Origin of the sequence: Bacillus sp. SIMBA_154, from assembly GCF_046536015.1 — a bacterium.
Classification (GTDB): Bacteria; Bacillota; Bacilli; order Bacillales; family Bacillaceae; genus Bacillus; species Bacillus pumilus_P.
Genome location: NZ_JAWJBV010000019.1, coordinates 26,258 through 50,628, shown reverse-complemented (window position 1 = coordinate 50,628; position 24,371 = coordinate 26,258). Strand labels below are relative to the sequence as shown.

The following is a 24,371-nucleotide window of genomic DNA, read 5'->3' as shown; positions in this document are numbered from 1 at the left end:
CACCAAAAATAGTCGCAACTTGCCATTGCGCTTTTTCAGTGAACGTTTAGGTTTTGCCTGCCGAACAGTCACAATCCTCTAAGACGATCATTGTGAAACCGTATTCTTTTATGTTTATGAGCAAATAGTACCACTCACCTTTTCTCATGTCAACGCTTTCTTTGAAAATCTATCTTTATTTCTCTCGTTTGATGAGCCGATTCAAATGAATTGCCAGGTACAGCATTTCCTCTGATGTAAGATCTCGATGATACGTTTGATAGACATATTCTGCGATTTTCTTTGCACATTCGTATGCCTTTGGATATTTCACTTTGATCAGCTGGTATAAATCCTGATCTTCGCTGGCAAGTAATGTTTCGTTGATCAGACGCTGAACGAAAAAGCGCAAATGCGTGAGAAAACGGTAAAAGTTGAGTGAGTCCTCATCAAACTCCATGTTGAGATGATATTTCACAATGGTGAGAATAGCATTGACTTCTTTTGTGATATTGACCGTCGTATTCATATCCTCATTCAGCTCTGCATTAATGATATGCATGGCAATAAAGCCCGCTTCATCATCAGGCAGTTCAATATGAAGACGCTCTTCAATCATCTCAAGACAATCTTTCGCCACGAGAAATTCATCTTTGTATAAGCGTTTAATCTCCCAAATGAGCGAATTCTCAATCAGGTGATTTTTCTTTAATCGTTCGATGGCGTAATGAATATGGTCTGCGAGCGATACATGCAGACTTTCGTTTAATCTTCGGTTCAGCTTTGTATGTGCATATTGAATCATTTCCTCGGTCACCTTGACCACATCATACGGGACCTCTTGCAGCAGCATTTTCATCCGCTCGTGAACGGAATGATCTTCTAGGCGGAAGACTTTATCAATTAACGCTTCGTCCACCGGGTCCCCGGGACGTCTTTGAAAAGCAATGCCTCTGCCCATGACGACAATTTCTTTTCCGTGTTCATCTATCACACTAATGACATTATTGTTTAGAACCTTTTGAATCTGTATCTCCAAACACCTCCGTCTATGACCCACAATCTTCACTCAAAATATCTCTCATCTTAACACAACTGTCAAATCACTTGGTGTTTTTATCTGACTTTTGAAATAGATTTCATCAATATTTCTACTTTTTCATTACTGGTCTGATCCTCCATCAGCCTGCATACAATACCCCGAGGAGGTGTCCATCTATGAAGAATTTTTTCTGGTCAGCATCTTTTTTATTCATGCTCATCTTCACCCTCGTTTTTCTAGGAATAGTGTTTTGGCTTAGTGGACAAGGCTTGAATCAGCTATGGAGATATGTGCTCATCTCACTGGTCACAGCAGCTGTTTTGCGCGGCGTCACCACTTGGCTGAAGCGGCATGTGATGCATAGCTCATCAAAATAAAAAAGGCTGCCCGCAATGTTCAGGCAGCCTTTCCTTTATTCTTTTGATGATGCAGCTTCTTTCTGAGAAGTACGCAGTTCATCATTGATTTTCTTCGCACCTTCTAAAAACTCAGTCTCAAATCCGCTTTTGAGTGCCCACATATAAAATAGCAAGGCAACGACCGCTATGAGTGCCATATCCCAGCCATAATGGATCACATTGTAGCCGCCAAATTTGTCACTGCCGAGACAGGAAATGGTCATCATCACAAGTAAATACACAACCATCCAAGCACCTGCTTTAAAGTTTCGCCCAAATCCCTTCCACTTCGCTTTTGCTTGATAGTAAAAATAGATGGGAAGACCGATGAGAATAATGAACAGCACTTGACCTGTTAACGGCCATCTCGCCCAATACAGCGTCAATGATGCAAAGACAAAGCCTAGAGGAGCAATGATGCTGAGCCCTTTAATTCGCAATGGACGATATAAATCCGCCCCTGTCTTTCTCAGCGTCATGACAGTAACTGGTCCTGTCAGATAAGAAATAAGTGTCGCGACAGAAATGATTTCAGCAAGTACACCCCAGCCTCTAAATAAAAACAGAAAGATAAACGATACAGCTAAGTTAAAAAACATCGCTTGGCGAGGCACGCCGTAAATAGGGTGCAGACGGCCAAGCACATTTGGCATGTATTTGTTTTTTTCCATTCCATAAATCATACGAGACGTCGTCGCGGTATACGTAATGCCTGTTCCAGAAGGTGACACAAACGCATCCGCATATAAAATCAGGACAAGCCAGTTAATCCCAAGCGCAATGGCAAGATCAGCAAATGGCGAGTTGAAATTTAAATGCCCCCACCCATTCACAATCATGGATGGATCGACCGCTCCAATAAAGGCGATTTGCAAAAGCACATAGATGACAGTTGCAATCAAAATCGATCCTACAATCGCAATTGGAATCGAGCGGCCTGGATTTTTTGCCTCACCGGCCATATTAATCGGGCTTTGGAAGCCATTGAAGGCAAACACAATCCCTGATGTCGCAACAGCTGTCAGCACACTAGCCCAGCCGTTTGGGGCAATACTTGTTCCAGAAGTAAAATTCTCACTATGAAAACCTACGAATAAGAGCGCACCAATTGTTAATCCTGGAATGATAATTTTAAACACTGTAATAAAGGTATTGGCTTTTGAAAATAACCCAACTGTCCAATAATTGAGCAGAAAGTAAATCACAAGAAGTACACTAGCGACCATGAGCCCTTCTGTTGTCAAAACTCCTTTTGTGACCAAGTGGCTTGTCCACTTTGCCCACTCCCAAGGCCATGAGCTCATGTACTGGACGGAAGCAACCGCCTCAACAGGAATAACAGAAACAATGGCGATCCAGTTCGCCCATGCTGCGATAAACCCAATAAAAGAGCCGTGCGAATATTGCGTATATTTAACCATCCCGCCTGCCTCGGGAAACATCGATCCGAGTTCACTATAAGACAAAGCGATAAATAAAATCACAATCATCCCAATCAACCAGGACAAAACAGCAGCAGGGCCGGCGATTTGAGCGGCACGCCAAGCACCAAAGAGCCATCCTGAACCAATGATTGAGCCAAGACCTACCATCATTAAAGCGAAAGTTCCCATCCTACGATGCAAATGATTCATGTTCATAACACCTTTCGATTAAAATAAAGAGCATGTGTCGAGCAAGCGTCTTTCTTCATAGCAGCTCACTTTTCATTCAACTTGTAAATATTTTCTAAATGGAACCTTTACCCTTGTTCATTTTTTCGCCTGCTACATTATCTCTCAATTCTTCATTTTCTGAAATAGGAGAACATGCTTATTTCAAAAGAGAACGCTTTTTCAACTGTCAATCTATTAGACTGATTAACTACTTTTACCCTTATTTTGAAAAAAGCAAAAAAGAAAGAAGAAATGACTTCTTCTTTCTTATGAACACGATGATGCAAAAAAAAAAGGATAAAAGGGAAACCCTCCTATCCTTGTGAAATCGTTTGTTCTTTTTCAATCACAGCTAGTCTTTCTTGAACTTCTTCTTCAGACAGATTGTGCTGTTTGACATAAAGGTTGCGTTCGCTTGTACGACATTCATGACTGCAGCTGCGCATATATTTGTGCTCATTTTCTTCTGTCGCAATGATTTTGCGATTGCATGCAGGGTTCGCACAGTTCACATAACGTTCGCAAGGCTCACCAGAGAAGAAATCTTTTCCGACAACCACGTGCTCTGTTTGATTGACTGGCACTGTTAAACGGTTATCGAACACATAACATTGACCGTCCCATAGCTTCCCTTGGACTTCCGGGTCTTTTCCGTAAGTGACAATCCCGCCGTCAAGCTGAGATACATCTTCAAAGCCTTCACGCTTTAACCAGCCTGAGAATTTCTCACAGCGGACGCCGCCTGTGCAATAAGTCAGGATTTTTTTCCCTTCAAGAATCTCTTTGTTGTCACGAATCCACTCAGGTAATTCACGGAATGTTTCAATGTCAGGACGCACCGCACCTCTGAAGTGACCAACATCAAATTCATAATCATTACGCGCATCAATGACCACTGTATCAGGTGATTTCATTTGCTCGTAAAATTCGACCGGGCTGAGATGTTTACCCGTTAGTTCTAACGGATTCACGTCATCTTCAAGGCTTAGATTCACCAATTCATTACGATGGCGGACGTGCATTTTCTTAAATGCATGGCCTTCTGCTTCGTCAATTTTAATCGGCATAGACGCAAAGCGTGGATCTTCTTTTAACGCTTGCATGTACTTCTCCGTTTGCTCAATGGTTCCTGAAACCGTTCCGTTTAAGCCTTCTGATGAAACAAGGATACGGCCTAACAAACCAAGCTCCTTACAGAAAGCTAAATGCTCTGCTGTAAACGTCTCTGGGTCCTCAATGGGGACATATTGATAGTAAAGTAATACACGATATTGTTTTTCCATATATATAAACACCTCTTAAATTTAATGAAAATATACCATTGTTTATCATACAGGAAATACATACCTAAAGGCAATGTCAGTGGCTTAATTCCATAAAACGGAAGGGCTTATTCCCTCATATTGTCGGATAATTTGACAGAACTTTCTGTATAATGAGATGATTTATGGACTATATGATTTTGAAAAGGAGCAGAGATCAATGATCCATCCAGAAGATATCGTCAGAAGCGGTCCCAACCAATTTATTTCTCAAAAGGGGATTTATCATCAACTAGAGACACTTGTTTCTTCCTTTCAATCACCCGCTGTAGTGACTGGATATCAGTCATATCATGCTTTTTCACAGTACACAAAGCTCCCGTCCCATTGGCCGGTTGTCCAGCACAAAGGATACAGTTCACCGAATGCGATTACACGAATTACAGAAGAACTCAAAGGAGCAGATGTGGTCATCGGGATCGGGGGCGGCACTATTTTAGACACTGCCAAATCGGTAGCAGATGCTCTTCAAATTGAAGTCATCATGGTTCCAACGATTCCAGGTACATGTGCTGCGTCTACACCGCTCAGCGTCATTTATGATGACAAAGGGAATTTCGTGAGAGTCGATTATCATAAGCGGTCCAGCTATCTTACCTTAATTGATCATACCTTTTTGCTTTCATCTCCACTTTCCTATCTCCAAAGCGGAATTGGTGATACGCTCGCGAAATGGTATGAAGCGGAAGCCATTATTCGTAATGCAAAAGATTCCTTGCCGCTCATGGTACATGCTGCATTAAAACAAGCTGTATATGTTCGAGATATTCTTCTTAGTCATAGTGAAGAAGCCGTCAACAGCTTAAAAACAGGTCAGCTTTCGCAAGCATTTGCGGATGTCACGGATACGATTATTACATTAGCCGGTACGGTCGGCGGGTATGGGGGACGTTATGGAAGAATGGCAGGAGCCCATGCCATCCATAATGGATTGACATTTATTGAAGAAACGCATCATGTGTTACATGGACAAAAAGTAGCCTATGGCATTCTCGTTCAGCTTGCCGCAGAAAACCGAATGTCCGAAGTAGATGAATTACTAGAGCTCTATCAAACACTTGGATTACCTAGAAATATGCATGAGCTTGGCATCAGGACTGATCTGAACGAAGCTGCTATTACGGTGGCGAGCCATGCTGCACGCGCAGATGAAACCTTTTGTTTGATTGGTGACTATTCCAAAGAGCAAATTGTCGACGCCATTCATATCATTGAGACATATCAGTCCAAAAAAACCGTCTGAACATGCTGGCAAACAATAAAGCACAGGCGTCGCAGCCTGTGCTTTTCTCCATGTTAAAAATCAAAGTTATCTGGGTCTGGACCCGTCCGCTCGTCTTCATTTAGCTGATCGATGACACCCATCTCATGTGCGGACAGCTCAAAATCAAATACTTGTGTGTTTTCAATAATTCGACTCTTCGTCACAGACTTCGGAATGGTCACAATGCCATGCTGCAAGTCCCAGCGAAGAATCACTTGGGCCACTGATTTGTCATGTTTTTTCGCGATATCCTGAAGAACGGGATGGTTAAGAAGCTTCCCGCTGCCTAATGGCGACCACGCTTCTACGTGAATGCCTTTCTCCTTGCAGTAGTCTCGTAAAGGCTCCTGTGTCAGCTTTGGATGCAGCTCAATTTGATTGACCATTGGCACGACTTCTGCCTCTTCTAATAAATCCTCTAGATGGTGCTGATGGAAATTACACACCCCGATTGCTCGAACGCGTCCATCCCTATACAGCTTCTCTAGCGCTTTCCATGTCTCTTTATATTTGCCTTCAACCGGCCAATGAATTAAATAAAGGTCTAATACATCCAGACCCAGCTTGTTCATACTCGTTTCAAAGGCTTCGAGTGTTGACTCATAGCCTTGATCACGATTCCAGACTTTTGTCGTAATGAACAGATCATCGCGAGAGATGCCTGATTGCTGAACGGCTTTGCCTACCCCTTCTTCATTTTGATAGGCCGCTGCTGTATCAATGCTTCGGTAGCCCGCTTCAAGAGCGTCTGTGACTGCATTGACAGCCTCATCCCCATCTTTTACTTGCCATACACCAAAGCCCAGCTTCGGCATGTTTACTCCGTTTGCTAATGTGACTGTATCTATTAATCCACTCATCAAACAACCTCCGCTTCATTTTTACTTACCAAGCACTATACCCGAATTTTTTATTTATCATGCATGAAATGCTGATTGATGTTATTTCATATATTGCCCCATATCGGCTTGATTGGCATCAACGATTCGATATTCGCTCGTTTGATCTTTCGTTTTAGAAAAATCATATATCTCTAAAAATGATTGGTCGTAAAAAGTCAGACCATATGTTTCCTTCTCATTCTCATACACTCTGATCCAATAGGGCTCTTTTGAGGTTTTTTTAGCTTCATTCGTTTTCTTTAATTTGATACCTGAAAATTCCTTCAGCAGCTTTTGAATATCCTCTTTCTTTTCCACCACAACACGTTCTTTATCATGCTCAATTTGAATCGAAGTCACCTTGTTTTTATCAATTGAGACCACATCATCAAAAGAGTATGTTTTCGCATTGATCATAAAATAAATGCCAATGCCAATTAAAATAACGACTACTAAACCAATGATCCACTTTTTCAACCTGACTCCCCCTTCTATCCCGTCACACCTATAAAAACAACGAGGTCCAATCATCCTCCTCAGAGAACACCTGAATCCCATGCTGTTTCAGCAAGGCGGACGTCACACCATCTCCAGCCTTCGTCTTACCGTTAAAATCGCCCCGATAAATCATCCGGCTGCCGCAAGAAGGGCTGTACTCTTTTAACACAACCGCTGTCGCTTCAAGAGACTGAACCTGTTCAAGCGTGGCTTTTGCACCTTTTACATACATCTCTGTCACATCAGTTCCATGCACATCGACAACAGAGGCAATGCCCTGTAATACATCATATCCATCGCCACCAATGATTTCTGCTGGAGGCCTTGGCGTGGAGAAGCCGCCTAGCAGCTCGGGGCAAACCGTGACTGCCTTTCCCTCCTGAACAAGCTCCTCGATTCGCTGATCTAATCGATGGCTGCCATTATAACGGACCTTCAAACCAGCAAGACAAGCGCTGACGACAATCACGTATGTTCCTCATTTCTATGGATTGAGCGTTTTTTGCTGACCGAAAAATAGATACTTAACGGCAAACAGAATATCGTGTACCCCAAAAAAGGCAGAGCACAATACAAAGCAGCAGCCCAAATCGACCCTTCCACTCCTGTAATGCCAAAAAAATAAACAAATAATAGCAAGCTGACAAACAATCCAACGAACGGCATGATGAACACGTACTTTTTAAAATTTTCTATCATTTCTTTCTCCAAAAAGGCTCCCTCCTTTTGATCATGATTACGAATAACGTCAATATATGTTAATTTTACCATAAAAAAACCGAAATCATCTAGTTTGTAGGATGGTTTCGGTCTTTTTTTATCTATATCTTTTCCTTCCAAGCCTTTAAGAAGCGTTCGATCACTTGTAATTCGTCTTCATTAAACTGATGGAGGAATTCTAAATAGGATGTGACTGCTTTTTCATGGAGTTCATCATGCAGCGCCGCCAATTGCGCCCCTTTTTCTGTCAATGAATAATAGACCGATTTCTTATCACCTTGCCGGTGGCAATAGTCCACCATGCCTTTTTCAATTAGTTTTTTCACCGCCTTTGTAATGGCTGGCTTTGATAGTTTCAGTTGTTGAGATAGAAATGTATTATTTGATTCGTTTGGATTGGCTTGAATCATCGATAAAATGTGAAGCTGTGTGAGTGTCCAATCTTGCTTGAGTGTATCAGTCGTGGTAATCAGTGGATCTGTTGGATCATTCCGTCTCTTTTCCCTATGCATAATCAGATCTTGAATCGCTTTTAATACAATCTGCTCTTTTGTTTCCATCTGAACCTCCACTCTTAACTGGTTAATAAAATGGTACTAATAATCAAGAGAGGAGTCAAAAGAAATGTGTATGTCAGAAAAAGAACAGGCCATCGGACCTGATAAATGTATGAACTTTTCTACTAGATTACACGATATGAAACTGCATGTTTTCCTTTTAGCAAAGGAGTTGAAGAGATACCTTCTCTTTTGCTCGCAAATTAATGATGCAGACCTATCGTTTAAAAATGAATGTACATTCATTTATTCCTTTGATACATTTAAAAAAAGGAGTTGAAGGAAAGATGATTCAACCGGGCGATCAATTTCAAACAAGCAGAACCTATACACACGAAGACGTGATTCAATTCGGCGAAATGACAGGCGATCTCGGCAAACACCATACCGAGCTGGATGACCGGGGGAGGCGAGTGGTTCACGGCTTTCTCACAGCAAGTCTGGCTACTAAGCTTGGCGGTCAGTTTCATTTTATTGGTCAAGACATGACATGTACCTTCATCCGCCCCGTTTATACAGGTGATACCATTACCTGTCAGATGACCGTCACAAAGGTGGAACCCCTTGAACAATATGACCGTGTCCACCTTTTTTCTCGCTATATCAACCAGCATGGAGAAGAAGTGGTTACTGGTAAAAGTGAAGGTGTGATTTTGAAATAGAATAAACATCAAAAAGCTGCCTAATCATAGACAGCTACAGCGTGTAGACAAACCCTCGCATTCTTTGTCAGGTCTGCGCGCCGGTGCTCACGAATGTCAAATTCGCTCCGCTCCGGTGCTCGTCCTTCCTAGACTTCAAAGGTTTTCAATCACGCTGAAAAGAAGACAAAGGGCTAAAATAAAGATCATTTTAGCCCTTTGTCAACAATCTGAAGCTTCCTAATCATAGGCAGCTATTCAGCATGATTCTGACGATCCATATAAAGTGGCGGTCTCTTCAACGAAATCACCGCACAGCTAAAGGCAATCAGCACAAACACTGCACCGAATTTAGCCAAATCAACGGATGAACCGGTCATCGTAAATATGACACCGCCCACTGCTGATCCGATCGAGATGCCAATTTGCAAAGCCGATGTATTTAAACTTTGCTGAATATCAGACGTCACCGGGTCTGTTTGAATCAAATAGCTTTGCAAAGCAGGCGTCAGTGCCCAGCTAAGCGCTCCCCATAGGACAACCATCACCATAAAGAGCACAAACACACCCGCTGTATAAGGAATGATAAACATCACAGCCGCAAACGCTATTGTCACAAGCAAGATGGCTTTCCCTGAACCCAGTTTGTCACTAAGCCAGCCGCCAAAACCATTTCCGCCAATAGACGCAAGCCCGAAGACCAAATAACAAATACTAATCCAAACCGGGGTCATATGCAGAACTTCCATTAGAAATGGGGTGAAATAAGAATAAAGCATATAATGGCCCGCAAGCATAAACAAGCTAATCAAGTGTGCACTAAAAATTTTCGGATGCCCTAAAGAACGAATCTGCTCTCTAAGAGGAGTGACTTTTTCAACTGGCATTTTTTCCAATAGAAAATAGATCAGCACCATGGATATGGCAGATAGAATACTAATTCCTAAAAACATCACTCTCCAGCCAAAGCTCTCTGTAATAAAAATACCAATCGGTACACCGAGAACAAGTGAGGAACTAATGCCAATAAAAATCAGACCTAACGCTTTAGCCCGATGCGATGGTTCCACCAATTTGGCGGTAATCGTCAGTGATAACACCACCACAAGCGCTGTACTCATCGCAATGAACACCCTTGACATCATAACAAGGGCAAAGGTTGAACTAAAATAAGTGAACACATTTCCTAGTGTGAACACCAATAACGCAATTAAATAAAGACGCTTTCGTTCGATTTTGGCTGTGACGGTCAGCAGCACCGGTGCTGATATCGCATACACAATCGCAAATACCGTGATAAGCTGCCCAGCTGTCGCAAGAGAAACATCCAGATCCTCTGCAAGACTTGGCAAAATGCCTCCGACCACAAGCTCAACTAATCCAACCGCAAAAGTAGAAACGGCTAATAAATATACTCTCCAGTTCATGTCTAACATCCCTTCTCTATATCATGGCTTTCACTTTTGATACAGGGTGTAGACAAACAAAAAACCCTGATTACAAAAAAGGAAAGCACGCTTTTGTAATCAGGATTTATCGGATCCTGGTAGAAACCCTCAAACCATATTATTGAGGTTATACAAGTCTATTTTTTTCTTCAAATATATTAGCATAGCCTCACATAACTAGCAAGCTGCAAAAATAGAAAATTCCTGCCAATTGGAGCTCAAAGCAAAAGACCCACAAAGGCAATAAACGAACCCGCAGATCAACTTGATTTCTCCTGCATTTACAGGTAAACTGATGAAAAATCAACGAAATATGATCAACGTAGATCTGGAATAGTAGCTTGAATCGATCTTTAACAGAGAGGGAACGGTGCTGAGAAGTTCCTACTGACATCTTCAAGTGAACCTGCCGATTTAGTTCTGTTTCATACAGCGGTTCATACCGTTATCATGATCGAGTGTAAAGCTGTGCTTTAAATTAGGGTGGTACCACCAGGAATGGTCCCTAACTTAAAGCACAGCTTTTTTTGTTTTTTAAAAGGAGGAAAAATGCGATGTCAAAGAAACAATTTGTTGAGAAAATTACAAGCATGGAAGACGACTTTGCCCAGTGGTATACAGATGTTGTCACAAAGGCGCGGCTCGTCGATTATTCAAGCGTCAGAGGCAGTATGATCATTCAGCCATACGGCTTTAAAATTTGGGAAAACATTCGCGATGAACTTGACCGCCAAATCAAAGAAACCGGTCATGAGAATGTCTATATGCCGCTCTTTATCCCAGAAAGCCTGCTGCAGCAAGAAAAAGATCATATCGAAGGCTTCGCTCCTGAAGTGGCGTGGGTCACTCATGGCGGTGAATCAGCATTACAAGAAAGACTCTGCGTCAGACCAACTTCTGAAGTGCTGTTCGCTGAGCATTACAAAAACATCATTCACTCCTACCGCGATTTACCAAAGCTGTATAACCAATGGGCCAATGTCGTCCGCTGGGAAAAGACAACACGCCCATTCCTAAGAACCCTTGAATTCCTATGGCAGGAAGGGCATACATGCCATGAGACGGAGCAAGAAGCAATTGAAGAAACAGAAAGAATGCTCCACATCTACGCTTCTCTTTGCGAAGAGCTTCTTGCTATTCCTGTCATTAAAGGGAGAAAAACAGAGAAGGAAAAATTCGCTGGAGCCCGTTTCACCTATACGGTCGAAAGCCTGATGCATGATGGAAAAGCACTGCAAACCGCCACTTCTCACTTCTTCGGCAACGGATTTGCAAAGGCATTTGGCATTGAATTCTTAAACCGTGAAGGAAAACTAGAGCATGTCCAGCAAACCTCTTGGGGCTTCACGACAAGAATCATCGGCGCCATGATTATGGTGCATGGTGATGATAGAGGACTCGTCCTGCCGCCAAATATTGCGCCAACCCAAGTACGTATTGTGCCAATCGCTTCCCATAAAGAAGGTGTACTGGATCATGCCTATGAATTGAAAGATCGACTCGCCCGCATCGCACGTGCTGACATCGATGCAAGCGATAAACAGCCAGGCTGGAAATTCAACGAATGTGAAATGCAGGGTATTCCTTTACGTGTAGAAGTTGGACCAAAGGACATCGAAAAGGGACAAGTGATGCTCGCAAGACGAGACACAGGTGAAAAGCAAGCCGTCACGTTAGATGCACTTGAACAAACCATCATATCCACCCTTGAAGACATTCAGCGGACCATGTACGAAAAGGCGAAAGAACGATTACATGAAAAAACATCACACGCCCACACAATCGAAGACATCGAGCAAATCCTTTCGGAAGAAAACAGATTGATCAAAGCGATGTGGTGCGGTGACGAAGCCTGTGAAAACGACATCAAAGAAAGAACAGGGGCGACCTCACGCTGTATCCCATTTGAACAGGAATCCGTTTCTGACACATGCGTCTGCTGCGGAAAGCCTGCATCTGATATGGTGTTCTGGGCGAAAGCCTACTAATAATATGGACGAAAGAGAAGCATCCTTCACGATGCTTCTTTTTTTGTTAAAAAGAGCCAAACACCCATTGACCTCAACTACTCGATCCCCTATAATTCATATTAATATAATAGGTTTTTAAGACTTTAACTGGAGTGGTGATCTATGAAGCGCTGGCCCTCATTCTTTGCCGAACGCTGCCCTAAATGTAAAACAGCATTAGAAGTCTCAAAGTCCAATGCCCTGCAAGGCAAAGTCGTGAAAACATGCCCCAACCTTCATTATCAAAAAGAGTACCACCCAGCACTTGAAACGTTTATCGAGCACGATGACGTCAAATAAAAAAGACCAACACGTTAGAAGCAGAATCTGCTTTCCCTGTTGGTCTTTTCTTCAAAATATATCCAGCCAAATTTTGATCGCTGTCGCGGTAATCATCACGGCAAGTAGCCATTGTAAGAAGACGGCATTGATTTTCTGACCGACCTTGGCACCAATCGGAGCGGCAATCAAACTTGCCGCCATTAACACAACAGCAGGAAGGAGCATGACTTGACCCGTCAATATCTTTCCAGTAGATGCGCCTATGGCAGAAAGAAACGTAATCGCAAGTGATGACGCAATGGTCATCCGTACAGGAATTTTTAAAATAGACAGCATCACAGGCACCAAAATAAATGCCCCGCCAGCGCCTAGCACACCTGAAACACTGCCGATCACAAAAGCAATACCAGCAGCCAGCCCTTTATGAAAAATCACTTCTCCCTCTACGTCTGCACGCTGTCCTTTTTTCGGGATCAGCATAAGGATAACGGCTACAATGGCGAGCAGTCCATAGACGAGATTCATCCCTTTCTCCGGCATGAAATGTGATACATAACTGCCTAATAAGCTGCCAGCCAATATACTGCTCCCCATATATAAAATCAACGAGCGGTGTAAAAACCCGCTTTTCCGATACGCCAGTACACCACCGAGTGTCGAAAAGAGCACTTGAATGGCGCCAATCCCTGACACCTCGTGTGCTGACAGTGCCATCACACCAACAAGAGGCGGAATATAAAGCAGCATGGGATAGTTGATCACAGATCCCCCGATCCCCACCATTCCTGATAAGAAGGAACCAATACATCCGATGATAAAAAGTGTAATCAAAAACGCAAAATCCACGCTGGTCTCCTCCTTTGCAAAAGGAAAAGGGGATCTTTAGCAGATACCCCTACATCCTTTAGGACCCTTTTCTCACCCAGAACTTCAGCACATGCCCTTCTTCTGTCTGCGTGATCAATTCATGTCCGCTTGACTTCACCCATGCAGCAAGGTCAGCTTTAGCTCCTTTATCAGTTGCATGTATTTCTAAAACTTGACCTTCCGCTAAGTCGTTCATTTTTTTCTTCGTTCGAATAATCGGCATTGGGCACGCAAGCCCCGTGACGTCTAACATTTGATCTGATCGCATCTGATCGCCTCTCTCTTCTTATTTTATTGAACATTATCGAATCGCACAACGGTTTGGGCCAATTTCCATTTCTCGCTGCGCTTCATCGTCTGGATTCAGCTTGCCCATATTGGTTTGCCGAATGTCTTGATAGGCGTTTGGCTGTGCAGGCAGATCCTGCGTGACCATCTGTCTAAATACGTCTTCATCTTCAATGTTCAGGCCATGATTTTCTTCAAACAGAACGCCCAGTTCCTTCCAAACGCTTCCGTCTTCATTGACCTCTTCCATGATCATGAAATGCGCAGGCAGAACAATCAAGTCTTTTGAAAGCATCGTATATCGTTCATAGAGTGTTTCTCTCAAATCACCTACCCAATCCTCCGCCATTCCAGCTAGATCAGGTCTTCCGATAGAATCAATGAACAAAATATCGCCTGAAAGAAGATATTGATCGTCCACGATAAAGGATGTTGAACCGATCGTATGGCCCGGTGAGTAAAGGGCGTGAATATCAATCGTCGCCGCTCCAATCGTCACACGCTGTCCTTCTTCAAGGTGGTTGTACTCAAACGTCACCTCTTCTGCATCCTTTGGCGGCAGCCAGTAGATGGCCCCAGTCTGTTCAGCCAGCTTTTTCCCGCCTGATATATGATCCGCATGAAGGTGTGTATCAAACACATGCGTCATCGTGACATGATGCTTTTTAGCAAAATGAAGATAGACATCTGTCATTCTCGCTGCATCCACAATTGCGGCTTCTCCATTTGACATGATCATATAGGACAGGCAGCCCTTGCCCATCCGCACAAATTGATACAACTCTCCACCGCCAGTTAAATCACCTATCTTCACTGGCTCTAGATGTTCACTCCACGCCTTCATGCCGCCCTGTAAATAATGGACAGACCTGCCCGCCTCTGACAGCATCTCCGCTACCATAATGGAGGAGCCCTCTTTGGCACAAACCACCAGCACGTCTCGGTCACTCGGTACTTTGTGTAAAATATCCTCTACGCCATCAAGCAGGTCAAAGTAAGGTGCATTGACATATTCAATCGCTTCTCCTTCAATCTTCCAGTCCTGAGCATCTGCCTCATTTCGTACATCTAACAAAAAGAGCGGCTCTTTGTGGATGACCTTTTTTGTTAACTGTTCTGCCGTCATTGCCTTTACAGTCATGTTTGATTCAGCTCCTATTTTTCAATCTGTCCTGTCCAGCTGTTCATGCCTGGCACTACATTGATCAATTGATGAAATCCTTTTTCTTTCAACTTTTGTGCGGCTAATTCGCTTCTTCTGCCTGAATGACAGATAAGGTAAATGAGTGTCTCACGGTTCAATTCTTCAGCACGATCTTCAACCTCGCCAAGCGGGATATGAACAGCGCCTGGAATATGCCCCGACTCGTATTCATCCGGCTCTCGTACATCTAAAATAAACAAAGGCTGACCTTCTTCTACCTTCTGTTGAAAGGTGTGCAAAGACATTTCCGAAATCATTGGCTGCCCACCCGCCTGTGGAGCGCCGCCCTTTCGGATCAAATGATGGAGCACCTGTCCTTCTACTTTTGTTCCTAAAAATTCGTGACCTGCACTTTTTGACCAAGCCGCTAGATCCGCTGTTGACCCTTTATCGGTTGCTTGCACTTCAAGCACATCACCTGGCAATAGCTCGTTCATTTGTTTTTTTGTTTTCACAATCGGCATCGGGCATGCCAGTCCTTTTGCATCTAAAATCGCCGTTGGTTGCTGCATCATATTTCCTCCTTTATATAGGGGTAGGGGTATATTTTTAAGCCTATTACGCCTTTGAACGCCAAGCATTCATGCCACCCTTGATATTCGTAATATAGGTAAATCCCTGCTTTTTCAATATTTTGGCTGCCTGCATACTTCTCATCCCGCTCTGGCATATCACATAAACCTCTTTGTCCTTCGCAAGCTGATGTGCTTGCTCTTTTAACTGAGGTAAGGGGATGTTTTGAAATCCTTTGATATGGTTTGTTTGAAATTCTACAGGAGATCGTACATCAATCAGCTGTTGATCTTTACTATGCCGTTTATGCTTCATATCGGCTGCATCGATTTGTTTCACACCCCGTACGGGAAGAAAACGGCTCACCAGCAAACCGATGACGATGATGATCAAAAGTGTTTGAATCATGTGTTTAACACCTCACTAGATAAATAAATTCACATTCCCAATTTCAGCATCTGCTAAATACGCGGCCACACCGGCATATTGAATGTCATCTAATAACTCTTTCTCCTGTAATCCTAAAAGATCCATCGTCATTGTACATGCAACGAGGTTGATCTCCTGTTCCTTCGCCATATCTATGAGCTGCGGCAAAGTCATGGCGTTGTGCTTTTTGATGACGTGCTTAATCATCTTCGGGCCCATCCCTGCAAAATTCATCTTTGACAGCCCCATTCGATCAGCGCCGCGCGGCATCATTTTGCCAAACATTTTTTCTAAAAAGCCTTTTTTCATTGGCACCATGTCATCCTTACGCAAGGCATTTAGTCCCCAAAAAGTATGAAAAATCGTCACCTCATGATCATAGGCTGCTGCGCCATTTGCAATAATGTAAGCGGCCATCGCTTTATCATAATCTCCACTAAATAAAACAATTGTCGTCCGTTTCTTCTGTTCTTCCATCATGCTCCTCCTTCAAATAATAATACCTACTGGGGTATATAAAAAGTAAAAATATATACTTATACCGGTAAGGGTATATTACAACAAGTAAAAAAATTCGTCAACCTTCAAAGGCTGAAAAATTTCTTACCGGCTTTTCACCAACAGCTCGACTGCCTCTTTCACAAGACCCTCCGTATCCTTGCCTTCTTCAAGACTTTCACGGACACATTGCTCAAGATTTGTACTCACAATCACACCCATTGCCCGATCAATCGCATTGCGTGATGCAGACAGCTGCGTCACAACTTCACGACAATCCTTTCCTTGCTCCATCATCGCAAGGACACCCTTGATCTGTCCTTCAATTCGGCGAAGACGGTTCTTCATCTGCTGATTATATTCCACCTTTAACACTCCTTTCTCTTTATCCTATGTTCAGATAGTATACCCTGAGAGGTATTTAGTCAAACTACTTGCATCTTCCTTTATAAATAAAGTAGTGAGCATATATGATAAGAATTGCATACTCCACCATAAATTGATAAAAAGGAAATAATCAAATAACGAGAAATCATTCGAAGAAAAGGAGACAACTCATGACCTTACATCATTATATTGGCGCAAACAAAGAACTGCCGCTTGGTCCCTTTGGTCAAAATCCTACCTACAAACCGCTCTCTGAATTCAATATCAAAACGTTTGATAGAAGACAAAAAAAGGCCAAAACCTATCAAAAAGAGGAGCCATTGATGACAGTATTCGAAACGGAAGAAGATTTTGCTGGCATTCACATTGCTCATGTAGATCCCGTCTATGAAGCGGTAAAAGACAAATTCACACATCCCTATATTTATGAATTAGGCATCATTCATTCCCTTCACCCTCTTTTTATTTTCATTGAAATAGAGCTGTTAAAAGGAGAAACCATCGAAATCTATTCTTGTGTAGACGGACTAGAAACCAAAGAAAAAGACGATCAATTGGACGTAGAGATTGACCTAAGTAAAAAACGATTTGGGAAGCATATAGATTTTAAAGAGATAGATGAACTGATGTACATGTTCGAATTGGAACACTTACAATATGTGTTGGTGAAGAAGTAAAACTCATAAATCCCCTACAATTGAAGAATCTTATAGAACATAAAATGAAAAAAGCAGGTGACCCATGCCAAACAACCAAACACCCAACCCACTCATCACTGAAAAATCACCGTATCTCCTTCAGCACGCTCACAACCCAGTTCACTGGTACCCATGGGGGCAAGAAGCCTTCGACAAAGCAAAACGTGAAAACAAACCTGTACTTGTCAGCATTGGCTATGCCACTTGTCACTGGTGCCATGTTTGCACAGCTACACATGAAATATGTTATTCTATTCTTAGGCTTTATAAGCTATTTTACGAAATGCCTGTCAGGACTGTGTATTATTCAAATTCACATAAAATATTTTGTAGATATAATAGAGGAGGAGCCAAATTGACTTTACATCATTTTATTGGGGCTAACAAAAAACTTCCTATTGGTGAGTTTGGCTATAGCCCAACATTTAAACCAATTTCTGAATTAAAAATTAAAGGAGTTTCTTTCAACAAAAAATTGTTTAGGAAAAATCGATATAAAAGTGAACATTCACTTTTAAAAGTTTATGAAACCGAAGAAGATGCATATGGAATAGATATCATTCATTTAGCACATGAATATGAAGCAGTCGTAAACAAATTTACACACCCTTATATATATGAAATACAAGGATATCTACACTCAAATAATACAACTGGTCAACGAAAATCTATTCAATCCCTTTTTCTTTATATTGAAGAACACATATCAAAAGGTGACTCAATTGAATTATATTCCTGTTTAGACGGTTATGAGGATGAAGATAAGGATGAGAGTTTGGATTTAGTTATTAATTTAAAGACTCAACAATTTGGGAAACATTTGAAGTTCAAAGACATAAATCATCTTAGTCAAATATTCTATTTGGAAGACAAACAATACATCTTAATTAAGAAATAAAGATGAGAACGCCCATAAAATTTTAAAAGTAAGGAAACTATCTTATTAGCCTCCTTACTTTTATATCAATACACTATTATTGAATACTAAATAGCCTTAATCCCATTTTTCCATATGCACTTTTAATTCTGGTATACTTAATATCCTTTGTATCTCTGTATCATTTTCCGTCTCTATATAACTTTCTTCTTCATGAGAAGATGTAACCAGCCATTCTTCCCCATTTTTGAAGAAGGACAAGTCTTCTGGTAAATTTGGTTGCTCCCAATCATATAAAGAATTTGCGAATTCTTTTAGAATACTCTTCGCATTTTCATCTGTATAATAGTAATAAACTTTTGCTGTTTGATTGTCTCCTAGAATTGTGCTAGCCCATTCTGATTGTTCTTTCATCTCTTTCAATGAACTTTCGAGTTTTTTTAGGAAGGGATCAAAAGATTTTAAAGATCCCATATCTTTTCTTAAAACTAAATGAAACTCATCACAAATTTCGAAAGCCAAATCAATTAATTTGGAGTACTGCTCACCTTTTGGATTTTGATCAATAACTAACATATTTACACCTTCTCATATACTCATTATTCAGAATTGTTCGATATTAGGATTTGTTATTTTCAATTATCTTGCTGCACCATAGAAAGCATGTGATTTCATACGGATGCCTTTCCCTTGCTTATATCCAGAAATAGGATGATAATGATAATGCTTACCTTTACCCTTTTTATCTATCTCTGCACCAGTAATTTTCTTAATTGGACTAGCGGCTTTAGCAATAGATTTTGCATTATTCTTTGAAGTAGACCATGTATCTCCACCCTTTTTAAGTCGCGCAATTGCCGCAGACCTTTTTAAGCCATTACCAATAAATAATCCTTTAGACTTTCTAACTGCCATGTAATGAGAGTATGTTCTTTTATGCTTTTTAAACTCAGAATATGCAACATAAGTAACTCCTGTAATTGTCACCGCTAACCCCATTGAAATTAAATGTGCTAAAAGGGCTTCTCCAATAACAATCCCTACCGGTATAAACCAAACAAATGAAGCTGTTATCTCATCTGAATTAATTTTATATTTTTCATTTGTTTCAGTGTCAATAAAAGTTCCTTCTATCTTATCATCTGTTGCATTTTCAACATTAATTTTATATTCTTTACCTTTTTCACCAGTAACCTCAGAAAACTCATCGGTTTCTAATGAGAACTCCATATTCTTTTTGTCTAGAGTCATTACACCTTTAACTTCGCCTTTTTCTGCTGCAATTACTAATTTTTCTTCATTGTTAATGATAATTTGATAATCTTTGTTACCCAAAGCCTCAGCTTTTGATTCTGAAATAAAAGTAAACACTATTAACAAACTCAAAAAAATTGAAATACTCTTCTTAATAAATTTCATTGAAAATATCCCCTTTACTTAAAAATTAATAAACCTTCTCCATATGTTTCATCTTTTCCTTCTTTACCAAGATCTATAGATAATTCAGACAATATATGCTTCACTTGATAATATATATTATCTTTTGAATTTATCCCAAATTTATCTTTATTTTGTAGAATCAATGATACTATACCGGTAACATGTGCAGCTGCTAAAGATGTACCACTTTCAGTTTCATACCCATTATTAATAGATAGTATAGGGATATCTACGCCAGGTGCAGAAAAATCAATTTTTCCTTTAGAAGAAAAAACAGCTAATTCATTATTTCTATCTACTGCATTAATAGAAATAACTTTTTTATAAGCAGCTGGATAATCAGCTGGTCCACCATAATTGTTTCCTGCGGCTGCAATAACTATTATTCCTTTGTTAACTGCTTTATCAATTACATTTCTTAATATTGATTTATCCTTAGATAAACCAAAGCTTAAATTTATGACATGAATATTATTATCGATGCACCATTCAATAGCTGTAACAAGTTTATCTATAGAACCTTTTCCTTTATCATTTAATACTTTAACTGAATATATTTCAGTTTCTGGAGCAATTCCAACTAATCCAAAGCTATTATTTTTAGCAGCTATAATACCTGCAATAGCAGTTCCATGCCCTACTTTGTCATCTGAGGTTGATAATGTCTTGTTTATTGCATTATATTCCCCTTTAATTTTTCCTTTTAAATCTTTGTGCTCTTTATCAATACCACTATCTAATACAGCAACTCTTATTTTCTCTTCTCCTCTTAAAGCCCATAATGAATTAGCATTAATTTTTTCAACACCCCATGGTACTTCTTGTACTAAATTATGATTAATTTTTTTTGTTTTATTTTTCTCTTGATGATTAAATAAAAAGAATATCAAAAGACCTAACGAAGAGATTACTAGAATTAATAGTATATATATATATTTAATTTTTCAACACCACTTTTAACACGTATTTTCACAAAAACACAAAGCTATTATAACAGCTTGTTATTAATAATAAAATAAATAAAAGGAAAATTTATTGATAAATTCCATTTCAACGAGGTTAATAGAGGTTTTCCATAATTAATGAAGTTAATAAAAGACTTGAAAATGAATCTATCGAAAGGTAAAATTTCCACACCAATCCCTATAAATCTATGACCTAATAATAGTTTTTTGATTTTTGCCTAGCTTTAAAATTTTGGAAACTAAAGAACTGTCGGTTATTTTTCTACGTAACTTTGTTGAAGAATTTCAAACGAAATTCCTTAAGCCCACCACCCTTTACACTCAAAAAGATTTGATCAATTAATTTATTTACTCATTTGATAAATAAATATGAAAGAAGGAGATTCCATGTCCACTAACAATAAACCCAACAGATTAATCACCGAAAAATCTCCATACCTTCTTCATCACGCCCATAACCCAGTTGACTGGTACCCATGGGGAAAAGAAGCATTTGATGAAGCAAAAAAAGAAAACAAACCCGTATTGGTAAGTATTGGATATATCTGTTGTCACTGGTGCCACGTCATGGCACACGAAAGCTTCGAAGATCAACAAGTCGCTGACATCCTAAACGAGCATTTCATTTCAATTAAAGTCGATCGTGAGGAACGTCCTGATATTGATTCCATGTATATGTCCGTTTGTCAGATGATGACGGAGCAAGGCGGCTGGCCGCTGAATGTGTTTGTCACGCCTGATCAAAAGCCTTTTTATGCGGGGACATATTTTCCAAAGAGAAGTGCTTACGGACGTCCGGGCTTCATCGAGGCACTGACGCAATTACTGGATGCGTATCACAACGACCGAGATCATATCGAATCATTGGCAGAGAAGGCGACAAATAATCTGCGAATCAAATCAGCAGGACAGACAGAAAACACGCTGTCTCAAGAATCCATCCACAAAGCCTATTATCAGCTCATGAGCAGCTTTGATACGCTTTATGGCGGGTTCGGTTCTGCACCGAAATTTCCTGCACCTCATATGCTCACGTTCCTTATGCGCTATTACGAATGGACAGGGCAAGAAAATGCGTTATATGCGGTCACGAAAACGTTAGACGGTATGGCAAATGGCGGTATTTATGACCATATTGGTTCAGGCTTTTCTCGTTATTCGACGGATGAAAAATGGCTTGTGCCGCATTTCGAAAAAATGCTGTATGATAACGCCTTGCTGATGGAAGCTTATACAGAAGCCTATCAGCTCACTCAACAACCTGAGTATGAAAATCTTGTCCACCACCTCATCCAATTTATCAAACAAGACATGATAAATCGTGACGGCTCCTTTTATTCGGCGATAGATGCAGATTCGGAAGGGAAAGAAGGGCAATATTACGTCTGGTCAAAAGATGAGATCATGACCCATTTAGGCGACGACCTTGGCGCTTTATTCTGCGCGGTCTACCACATCACAGAGGAGGGGAACTTTGAAGGGTGGAACATCCCTCACACGATTTCAACCTCATTTGATGACATCAAAGCATCGTTTTCGATAGACGATAAAACCCTTCAGTCCAAGCTGCAATTCGCTCAGCACATCTTACAATCCGTGAGACAGCTGCGTCCCGCACCGCTTGTCGATGACAAGGTGCTCACATCCTGGAATGCACTGATGATCTCTGCACTTGCCAAAGCAGGAAGGGTGTTTGATGCAGAGGAAGCCATCAGCATGGCGAAGCAGGCGATGTCTTTTCTAGAAACACACCTCGTCCAACATGAACGACTCATGGTCCGCTACAGAGAAGGGGATGTGAAGCATCTAGGCTTTATCGAGGATTATGCGCATATGCTTTCAGCCTATTTGTCTTTATACGAAGCGACCTTTGAACAAGACTTTCTTGAAAAAGCGAAGACCGTTGCCGAGAACATGTTTGAGCTGTTTTGGGACGAGGAAAAAGGGGGCTTTTTCTTCTCAGGATCAGATGCGGAAGCGCTCATCGTTCGAGAAAAAGAAGTGTACGACGGTGCCATGCCTTCTGGTAACAGCACCGCACTGAAGCAGCTCCTCACGTTGAGCAGAATGATCGGACGGCAAGACTGGCTTGAAAAATTAGAGCAGATGTTCAAAGCCTTTTACGTCGATGTCTCTTCCTATCCAAGCGGACACACAGCCTTTTTGCAAGGGCTCTTGAGTCAATATGCCGCCAAACGAGAAATCATCATTCTCGGGAAAAATGACGACCCGCAAAAAGAGCGGCTTTTACAGGCGCTTCGAAAACGATTCATGCCATTTGATTTTATTTTGACCGCTGAAACAGGACAGGATCTGGCACAGCTCGCACCATTTGCAAAAGATTACAAAACAATCGACGGCAGCACCACCGTGTTTATTTGTGAAAACTACAGCTGCCGCCAGCCGATCACCAATATTGATGAGGCAATTGAACAATTGTTCCATTCTTGAGTTTGTCATATGATGACTGAGAGAAGTCAAAATGAGGACAAACAGATAAAAAAAATGTCAATCCGCTAACAATTCGTTTATACGGTTTTATTTTTCCTCTAAAACGGTTAGAATGCGCACTAGATGTTCTCATACCGAAGGGAGAGAAAATGATGAAAAAGGTATCATATACACTCATCGCTTGTCTGTTATCTGTTGGGCTTGCAGCCTGCTCATCAAACGATGCAAAACAGGATAAGCAGAATGATTCAGCAAAAAAAAATGAAACAACGCAGGCTGATCAAAAAGAGCAGCAAAAGCAAATGGAAGAGATGCAAAAGAAATTAGATGCACAAAAAATCGATGATCAAAAGGTCGTTGCGACCGTCAACAAAGACAAAATCACAGGCAGTGAATACAATAGCGCCTTATCAACCATTCAAGGGCAGCTTCAGCAAACAGGGCAAGACCCAACTTCTAAAGAAGGTGCAAAAGAAGTCAAGAAACAAACCATTGATGCGCTCGTAGGTCAAGAGCTCATCCTGCAAGATGCTGAAAAGAAGGGCTTCAAAGCCTCTGACAAAGAAGTAGATAAGCAGCTAAAAGAAGAAAAGAAACAATTTAAAGACAACGCTCAATTCGAAGAAGCACTCAAAAAGAGCCGACTCACAATGGACCAGTTAAAAAGTGACATTGCCGACAGCATCAAATACAGCCAATATGTCGACAAAGAAATCAAATCAGCCTCTGTCTCTGAAAAAGATGTCAAAGCGTACTATGACCAATACGCAGAACAAATGAAAAAACAAAAGCAAAAAGCACCAGAATACAAAGAGATCAAATCACAAATTAAAAAACAGTTAGAATCTCAAGAAAAGCAGAAAGAAGTACAAAAAGAAATTGAAAAACTAAAGAAATCTGCGAAAGTGAATGTGTCCATTTAACCGCTATGAAAAAATCCGCCATTGTGCGGATTTTTTTCGTCACTTCATGAATGATTTTTCCAAAATAATGACAAAAGCCTCATCATAAACATCTCCTTCATCCGATATGATGGGAGTACAAAAGAAAGCGTTATC

Annotated in this window: 28 protein-coding genes, 2 pseudogenes, 1 riboswitch and 1 other annotated feature; of the genes and pseudogenes, 11 read left to right on the top strand and 19 right to left on the bottom strand. The window is 41.0% G+C overall.

The window, feature by feature from the left end:
• Positions 1-175 precede the first annotated feature (175 nt).
• Positions 176-1,012 (bottom strand): BglG family transcription antiterminator LicT, encoded by an 837-nt coding sequence (gene licT, locus R0K30_RS18725; protein ID WP_099726319.1) that lies wholly within the window; start codon positions 1,010-1,012, stop codon positions 176-178.
• Between the two features lie 185 nt (positions 1,013-1,197).
• Between licT and R0K30_RS18720 the strand changes: the two genes are divergently transcribed.
• Positions 1,198-1,398 (top strand): hypothetical protein, encoded by a 201-nt coding sequence (locus R0K30_RS18720; protein WP_099726188.1) that lies wholly within the window; start codon positions 1,198-1,200, stop codon positions 1,396-1,398.
• A gap of 35 nt (positions 1,399-1,433) precedes the next feature.
• Here the strand turns inward: R0K30_RS18720 and aimA are convergent, their stop codons facing one another.
• Both aimA and trhO read right to left on the bottom strand, forming a co-directional pair.
• Positions 1,434-3,053: a glutamate/serine transporter AimA gene (gene aimA, locus R0K30_RS18715; protein ID WP_410612222.1), complete on the bottom strand. Its 1,620-nt coding sequence runs from the start codon at positions 3,051-3,053 to the stop codon at positions 1,434-1,436.
• Between the two features lie 335 nt (positions 3,054-3,388).
• The gene (gene trhO / locus R0K30_RS18710; protein ID WP_099726191.1) at positions 3,389-4,357 is read right to left on the bottom strand and encodes an oxygen-dependent tRNA uridine(34) hydroxylase TrhO; all 969 of its coding nucleotides are present in this window, start codon (positions 4,355-4,357) and stop codon (positions 3,389-3,391) included.
• A gap of 199 nt (positions 4,358-4,556) precedes the next feature.
• Between trhO and R0K30_RS18705 the strand changes: the two genes are divergently transcribed.
• Entirely contained in the window at positions 4,557-5,639 is a 1,083-nt protein-coding gene (locus tag R0K30_RS18705; protein WP_249704785.1) for an iron-containing alcohol dehydrogenase family protein, read from the top strand.
• Between the two features lie 53 nt (positions 5,640-5,692).
• Here the strand turns inward: R0K30_RS18705 and R0K30_RS18700 are convergent, their stop codons facing one another.
• The 5 genes from R0K30_RS18700 to R0K30_RS18680 form a co-directional block, all read right to left on the bottom strand.
• Positions 5,693-6,520: an aldo/keto reductase gene (locus tag R0K30_RS18700; protein ID WP_249704786.1), complete on the bottom strand. Its 828-nt coding sequence runs from the start codon at positions 6,518-6,520 to the stop codon at positions 5,693-5,695.
• An 81-nt stretch (positions 6,521-6,601) separates the two neighbouring features.
• On the bottom strand, positions 6,602-7,018 hold the full coding sequence (locus R0K30_RS18695; protein ID WP_099726194.1) for a DUF5301 domain-containing protein: 417 nt from the start codon (positions 7,016-7,018) through the stop codon (positions 6,602-6,604).
• 28 nt (positions 7,019-7,046) lie between these two features.
• Complete coding sequence (locus R0K30_RS18690; protein ID WP_099726195.1) at positions 7,047-7,508, bottom strand: 2-thiouracil desulfurase family protein; 462 nt, start codon at positions 7,506-7,508, stop codon at positions 7,047-7,049.
• Positions 7,505-7,750, bottom strand: a complete 246-nt coding sequence (locus tag R0K30_RS18685; RefSeq protein ID WP_099726320.1) for a hypothetical protein — start codon at positions 7,748-7,750, stop codon at positions 7,505-7,507. Before R0K30_RS18685 ends, R0K30_RS18690 begins: the two co-directional genes overlap by 4 nt.
• A gap of 110 nt (positions 7,751-7,860) precedes the next feature.
• The gene (locus R0K30_RS18680) at positions 7,861-8,319 is read right to left on the bottom strand and encodes a MarR family transcriptional regulator (protein ID WP_099726196.1); all 459 of its coding nucleotides are present in this window, start codon (positions 8,317-8,319) and stop codon (positions 7,861-7,863) included.
• Positions 8,320-8,603: 284 nt separating this feature from the next.
• Here R0K30_RS18680 and R0K30_RS18675 point away from each other — a divergent pair, with 284 nt between their 5' ends.
• Entirely contained in the window at positions 8,604-8,978 is a 375-nt protein-coding gene (locus R0K30_RS18675) for a MaoC/PaaZ C-terminal domain-containing protein (protein WP_099726198.1), read from the top strand.
• Between the two features lie 233 nt (positions 8,979-9,211).
• Here R0K30_RS18675 and R0K30_RS18670 read toward each other — a convergent pair whose 3' ends face one another.
• Positions 9,212-10,384 (bottom strand): MFS transporter, encoded by a 1,173-nt coding sequence (locus R0K30_RS18670; RefSeq protein ID WP_410612216.1) that lies wholly within the window; start codon positions 10,382-10,384, stop codon positions 9,212-9,214.
• Between the two features lie 76 nt (positions 10,385-10,460).
• Positions 10,461-10,560: riboswitch (purine riboswitch) on the bottom strand.
• Positions 10,561-10,719: 159 nt separating this feature from the next.
• Positions 10,720-10,915, top strand: a binding site (T-box leader).
• 44 nt (positions 10,916-10,959) lie between these two features.
• Here R0K30_RS18670 and proS point away from each other — a divergent pair.
• Positions 10,960-12,393 (top strand): proline--tRNA ligase, encoded by a 1,434-nt coding sequence (gene proS / locus R0K30_RS18665; protein ID WP_410612213.1) that lies wholly within the window; start codon positions 10,960-10,962, stop codon positions 12,391-12,393.
• Between the two features lie 144 nt (positions 12,394-12,537).
• Positions 12,538-12,714 (top strand): hypothetical protein, encoded by a 177-nt coding sequence (locus R0K30_RS18660; RefSeq protein WP_180275466.1) that lies wholly within the window; start codon positions 12,538-12,540, stop codon positions 12,712-12,714.
• Between the two features lie 51 nt (positions 12,715-12,765).
• Here the strand turns inward: R0K30_RS18660 and R0K30_RS18655 are convergent, their stop codons facing one another.
• The 7 genes from R0K30_RS18655 to R0K30_RS18625 form a co-directional block, all read right to left on the bottom strand.
• Positions 12,766-13,542 carry a sulfite exporter TauE/SafE family protein gene (locus tag R0K30_RS18655; protein WP_230031209.1) on the bottom strand — a complete coding sequence of 259 codons (777 nt, stop codon included), beginning with the start codon at positions 13,540-13,542 and terminating at the stop codon, positions 12,766-12,768.
• Between the two features lie 58 nt (positions 13,543-13,600).
• Positions 13,601-13,831 (bottom strand): sulfurtransferase TusA family protein, encoded by a 231-nt coding sequence (locus tag R0K30_RS18650; protein ID WP_099726202.1) that lies wholly within the window; start codon positions 13,829-13,831, stop codon positions 13,601-13,603.
• Between the two features lie 33 nt (positions 13,832-13,864).
• Positions 13,865-14,992, bottom strand: a complete 1,128-nt coding sequence (locus R0K30_RS18645; RefSeq protein WP_099726203.1) for an MBL fold metallo-hydrolase — start codon at positions 14,990-14,992, stop codon at positions 13,865-13,867.
• A gap of 14 nt (positions 14,993-15,006) precedes the next feature.
• Entirely contained in the window at positions 15,007-15,567 is a 561-nt protein-coding gene (locus R0K30_RS18640; protein ID WP_099726204.1) for a sulfurtransferase TusA family protein, read from the bottom strand.
• A gap of 46 nt (positions 15,568-15,613) precedes the next feature.
• Positions 15,614-15,976, bottom strand: coding sequence for a rhodanese-like domain-containing protein (locus tag R0K30_RS18635; protein WP_099726205.1), 363 nt, complete (start codon positions 15,974-15,976; stop codon positions 15,614-15,616).
• A gap of 15 nt (positions 15,977-15,991) precedes the next feature.
• The gene (locus tag R0K30_RS18630; RefSeq protein WP_099726206.1) at positions 15,992-16,474 is read right to left on the bottom strand and encodes a DsrE/DsrF/DrsH-like family protein; all 483 of its coding nucleotides are present in this window, start codon (positions 16,472-16,474) and stop codon (positions 15,992-15,994) included.
• A gap of 126 nt (positions 16,475-16,600) precedes the next feature.
• On the bottom strand, positions 16,601-16,861 hold the full coding sequence (locus R0K30_RS18625; protein ID WP_099726207.1) for a metal-sensitive transcriptional regulator: 261 nt from the start codon (positions 16,859-16,861) through the stop codon (positions 16,601-16,603).
• 191 nt (positions 16,862-17,052) lie between these two features.
• On the opposite strand from R0K30_RS18625, the gene R0K30_RS18620 reads away from it, so the two are divergent.
• The 3 genes and pseudogenes from R0K30_RS18620 to R0K30_RS18610 all read left to right on the top strand — a co-directional run bounded on the left by R0K30_RS18620 (position 17,053) and on the right by R0K30_RS18610 (position 18,478).
• Entirely contained in the window at positions 17,053-17,559 is a 507-nt protein-coding gene (locus R0K30_RS18620) for a hypothetical protein (protein ID WP_410612208.1), read from the top strand.
• 64 nt (positions 17,560-17,623) lie between these two features.
• A pseudogene (locus R0K30_RS18615) lies at positions 17,624-17,803 on the top strand (DUF255 domain-containing protein); the annotation flags it as partial.
• 132 nt (positions 17,804-17,935) lie between these two features.
• Entirely contained in the window at positions 17,936-18,478 is a 543-nt protein-coding gene (locus R0K30_RS18610; RefSeq protein WP_404978213.1) for a hypothetical protein, read from the top strand.
• A gap of 96 nt (positions 18,479-18,574) precedes the next feature.
• On the opposite strand, the gene R0K30_RS18605 is transcribed toward R0K30_RS18610, so the two are convergent.
• The 3 genes from R0K30_RS18605 to R0K30_RS18595 form a co-directional block, all read right to left on the bottom strand.
• Positions 18,575-19,033: a stage III sporulation protein AH gene (locus R0K30_RS18605; protein WP_106072340.1), complete on the bottom strand. Its 459-nt coding sequence runs from the start codon at positions 19,031-19,033 to the stop codon at positions 18,575-18,577.
• A 63-nt stretch (positions 19,034-19,096) separates the two neighbouring features.
• Positions 19,097-19,876 carry an SAR2788 family putative toxin gene (locus R0K30_RS18600; protein ID WP_410612206.1) on the bottom strand — a complete coding sequence of 260 codons (780 nt, stop codon included), beginning with the start codon at positions 19,874-19,876 and terminating at the stop codon, positions 19,097-19,099.
• Positions 19,877-19,890: 14 nt separating this feature from the next.
• Positions 19,891-20,787, bottom strand: a complete 897-nt coding sequence (locus tag R0K30_RS18595; RefSeq protein ID WP_223250471.1) for a S8 family peptidase — start codon at positions 20,785-20,787, stop codon at positions 19,891-19,893.
• A gap of 462 nt (positions 20,788-21,249) precedes the next feature.
• On the opposite strand from R0K30_RS18595, the pseudogene R0K30_RS18590 reads away from it, so the two are divergent.
• The 3 genes and pseudogenes from R0K30_RS18590 to R0K30_RS18580 form a co-directional block, all read left to right on the top strand.
• Positions 21,250-21,741, top strand: a pseudogene (locus R0K30_RS18590) (thioredoxin domain-containing protein); the annotation flags it as partial.
• Positions 21,742-21,825: 84 nt separating this feature from the next.
• Positions 21,826-23,313, top strand: a complete 1,488-nt coding sequence (locus R0K30_RS18585; protein WP_410612231.1) for a thioredoxin domain-containing protein — start codon at positions 21,826-21,828, stop codon at positions 23,311-23,313.
• A 152-nt stretch (positions 23,314-23,465) separates the two neighbouring features.
• Complete coding sequence (locus R0K30_RS18580; protein ID WP_099726210.1) at positions 23,466-24,236, top strand: SurA N-terminal domain-containing protein; 771 nt, start codon at positions 23,466-23,468, stop codon at positions 24,234-24,236.
• Positions 24,237-24,371 lie beyond the last annotated feature (135 nt).

What these genes read in the sequence shown, in the direction of transcription:
- proS (WP_410612213.1), top strand. Translation starts at nt 10,960, where the DNA reads ATGTCAAAGAAACAATTTGTTGAGAAAATTACAAGCATGGAAGACGAC.
- R0K30_RS18700 (WP_249704786.1), bottom strand. Translation starts at nt 6,520, where the DNA reads ATGAGTGGATTAATAGATACAGTCACATTAGCAAACGGAGTAAACATG.
- R0K30_RS18600 (WP_410612206.1), bottom strand. Translation starts at nt 19,876, where the DNA reads ATGAAATTTATTAAGAAGAGTATTTCAATTTTTTTGAGTTTGTTAATA.
- R0K30_RS18580 (WP_099726210.1), top strand. Translation starts at nt 23,466, where the DNA reads ATGAAAAAGGTATCATATACACTCATCGCTTGTCTGTTATCTGTTGGG.
- aimA (WP_410612222.1), bottom strand. Translation starts at nt 3,053, where the DNA reads ATGAATCATTTGCATCGTAGGATGGGAACTTTCGCTTTAATGATGGTA.
- R0K30_RS18650 (WP_099726202.1), bottom strand. Translation starts at nt 13,831, where the DNA reads ATGCGATCAGATCAAATGTTAGACGTCACGGGGCTTGCGTGCCCAATG.
- R0K30_RS18585 (WP_410612231.1), top strand. Translation starts at nt 21,826, where the DNA reads ATGAGCAGCTTTGATACGCTTTATGGCGGGTTCGGTTCTGCACCGAAA.
- R0K30_RS18720 (WP_099726188.1), top strand. Translation starts at nt 1,198, where the DNA reads ATGAAGAATTTTTTCTGGTCAGCATCTTTTTTATTCATGCTCATCTTC.
- R0K30_RS18645 (WP_099726203.1), bottom strand. Translation starts at nt 14,992, where the DNA reads ATGACTGTAAAGGCAATGACGGCAGAACAGTTAACAAAAAAGGTCATC.
- R0K30_RS18635 (WP_099726205.1), bottom strand. Translation starts at nt 15,976, where the DNA reads ATGATTCAAACACTTTTGATCATCATCGTCATCGGTTTGCTGGTGAGC.
- R0K30_RS18680 (WP_099726196.1), bottom strand. Translation starts at nt 8,319, where the DNA reads ATGGAAACAAAAGAGCAGATTGTATTAAAAGCGATTCAAGATCTGATT.
- R0K30_RS18670 (WP_410612216.1), bottom strand. Translation starts at nt 10,384, where the DNA reads ATGAACTGGAGAGTATATTTATTAGCCGTTTCTACTTTTGCGGTTGGA.
- R0K30_RS18660 (WP_180275466.1), top strand. Translation starts at nt 12,538, where the DNA reads ATGAAGCGCTGGCCCTCATTCTTTGCCGAACGCTGCCCTAAATGTAAA.
- R0K30_RS18675 (WP_099726198.1), top strand. Translation starts at nt 8,604, where the DNA reads ATGATTCAACCGGGCGATCAATTTCAAACAAGCAGAACCTATACACAC.
- R0K30_RS18705 (WP_249704785.1), top strand. Translation starts at nt 4,557, where the DNA reads ATGATCCATCCAGAAGATATCGTCAGAAGCGGTCCCAACCAATTTATT.
- trhO (WP_099726191.1), bottom strand. Translation starts at nt 4,357, where the DNA reads ATGGAAAAACAATATCGTGTATTACTTTACTATCAATATGTCCCCATT.
- R0K30_RS18605 (WP_106072340.1), bottom strand. Translation starts at nt 19,033, where the DNA reads ATGTTAGTTATTGATCAAAATCCAAAAGGTGAGCAGTACTCCAAATTA.
- R0K30_RS18640 (WP_099726204.1), bottom strand. Translation starts at nt 15,567, where the DNA reads ATGCAGCAACCAACGGCGATTTTAGATGCAAAAGGACTGGCATGCCCG.
- R0K30_RS18620 (WP_410612208.1), top strand. Translation starts at nt 17,053, where the DNA reads ATGACCTTACATCATTATATTGGCGCAAACAAAGAACTGCCGCTTGGT.
- R0K30_RS18630 (WP_099726206.1), bottom strand. Translation starts at nt 16,474, where the DNA reads ATGGAAGAACAGAAGAAACGGACGACAATTGTTTTATTTAGTGGAGAT.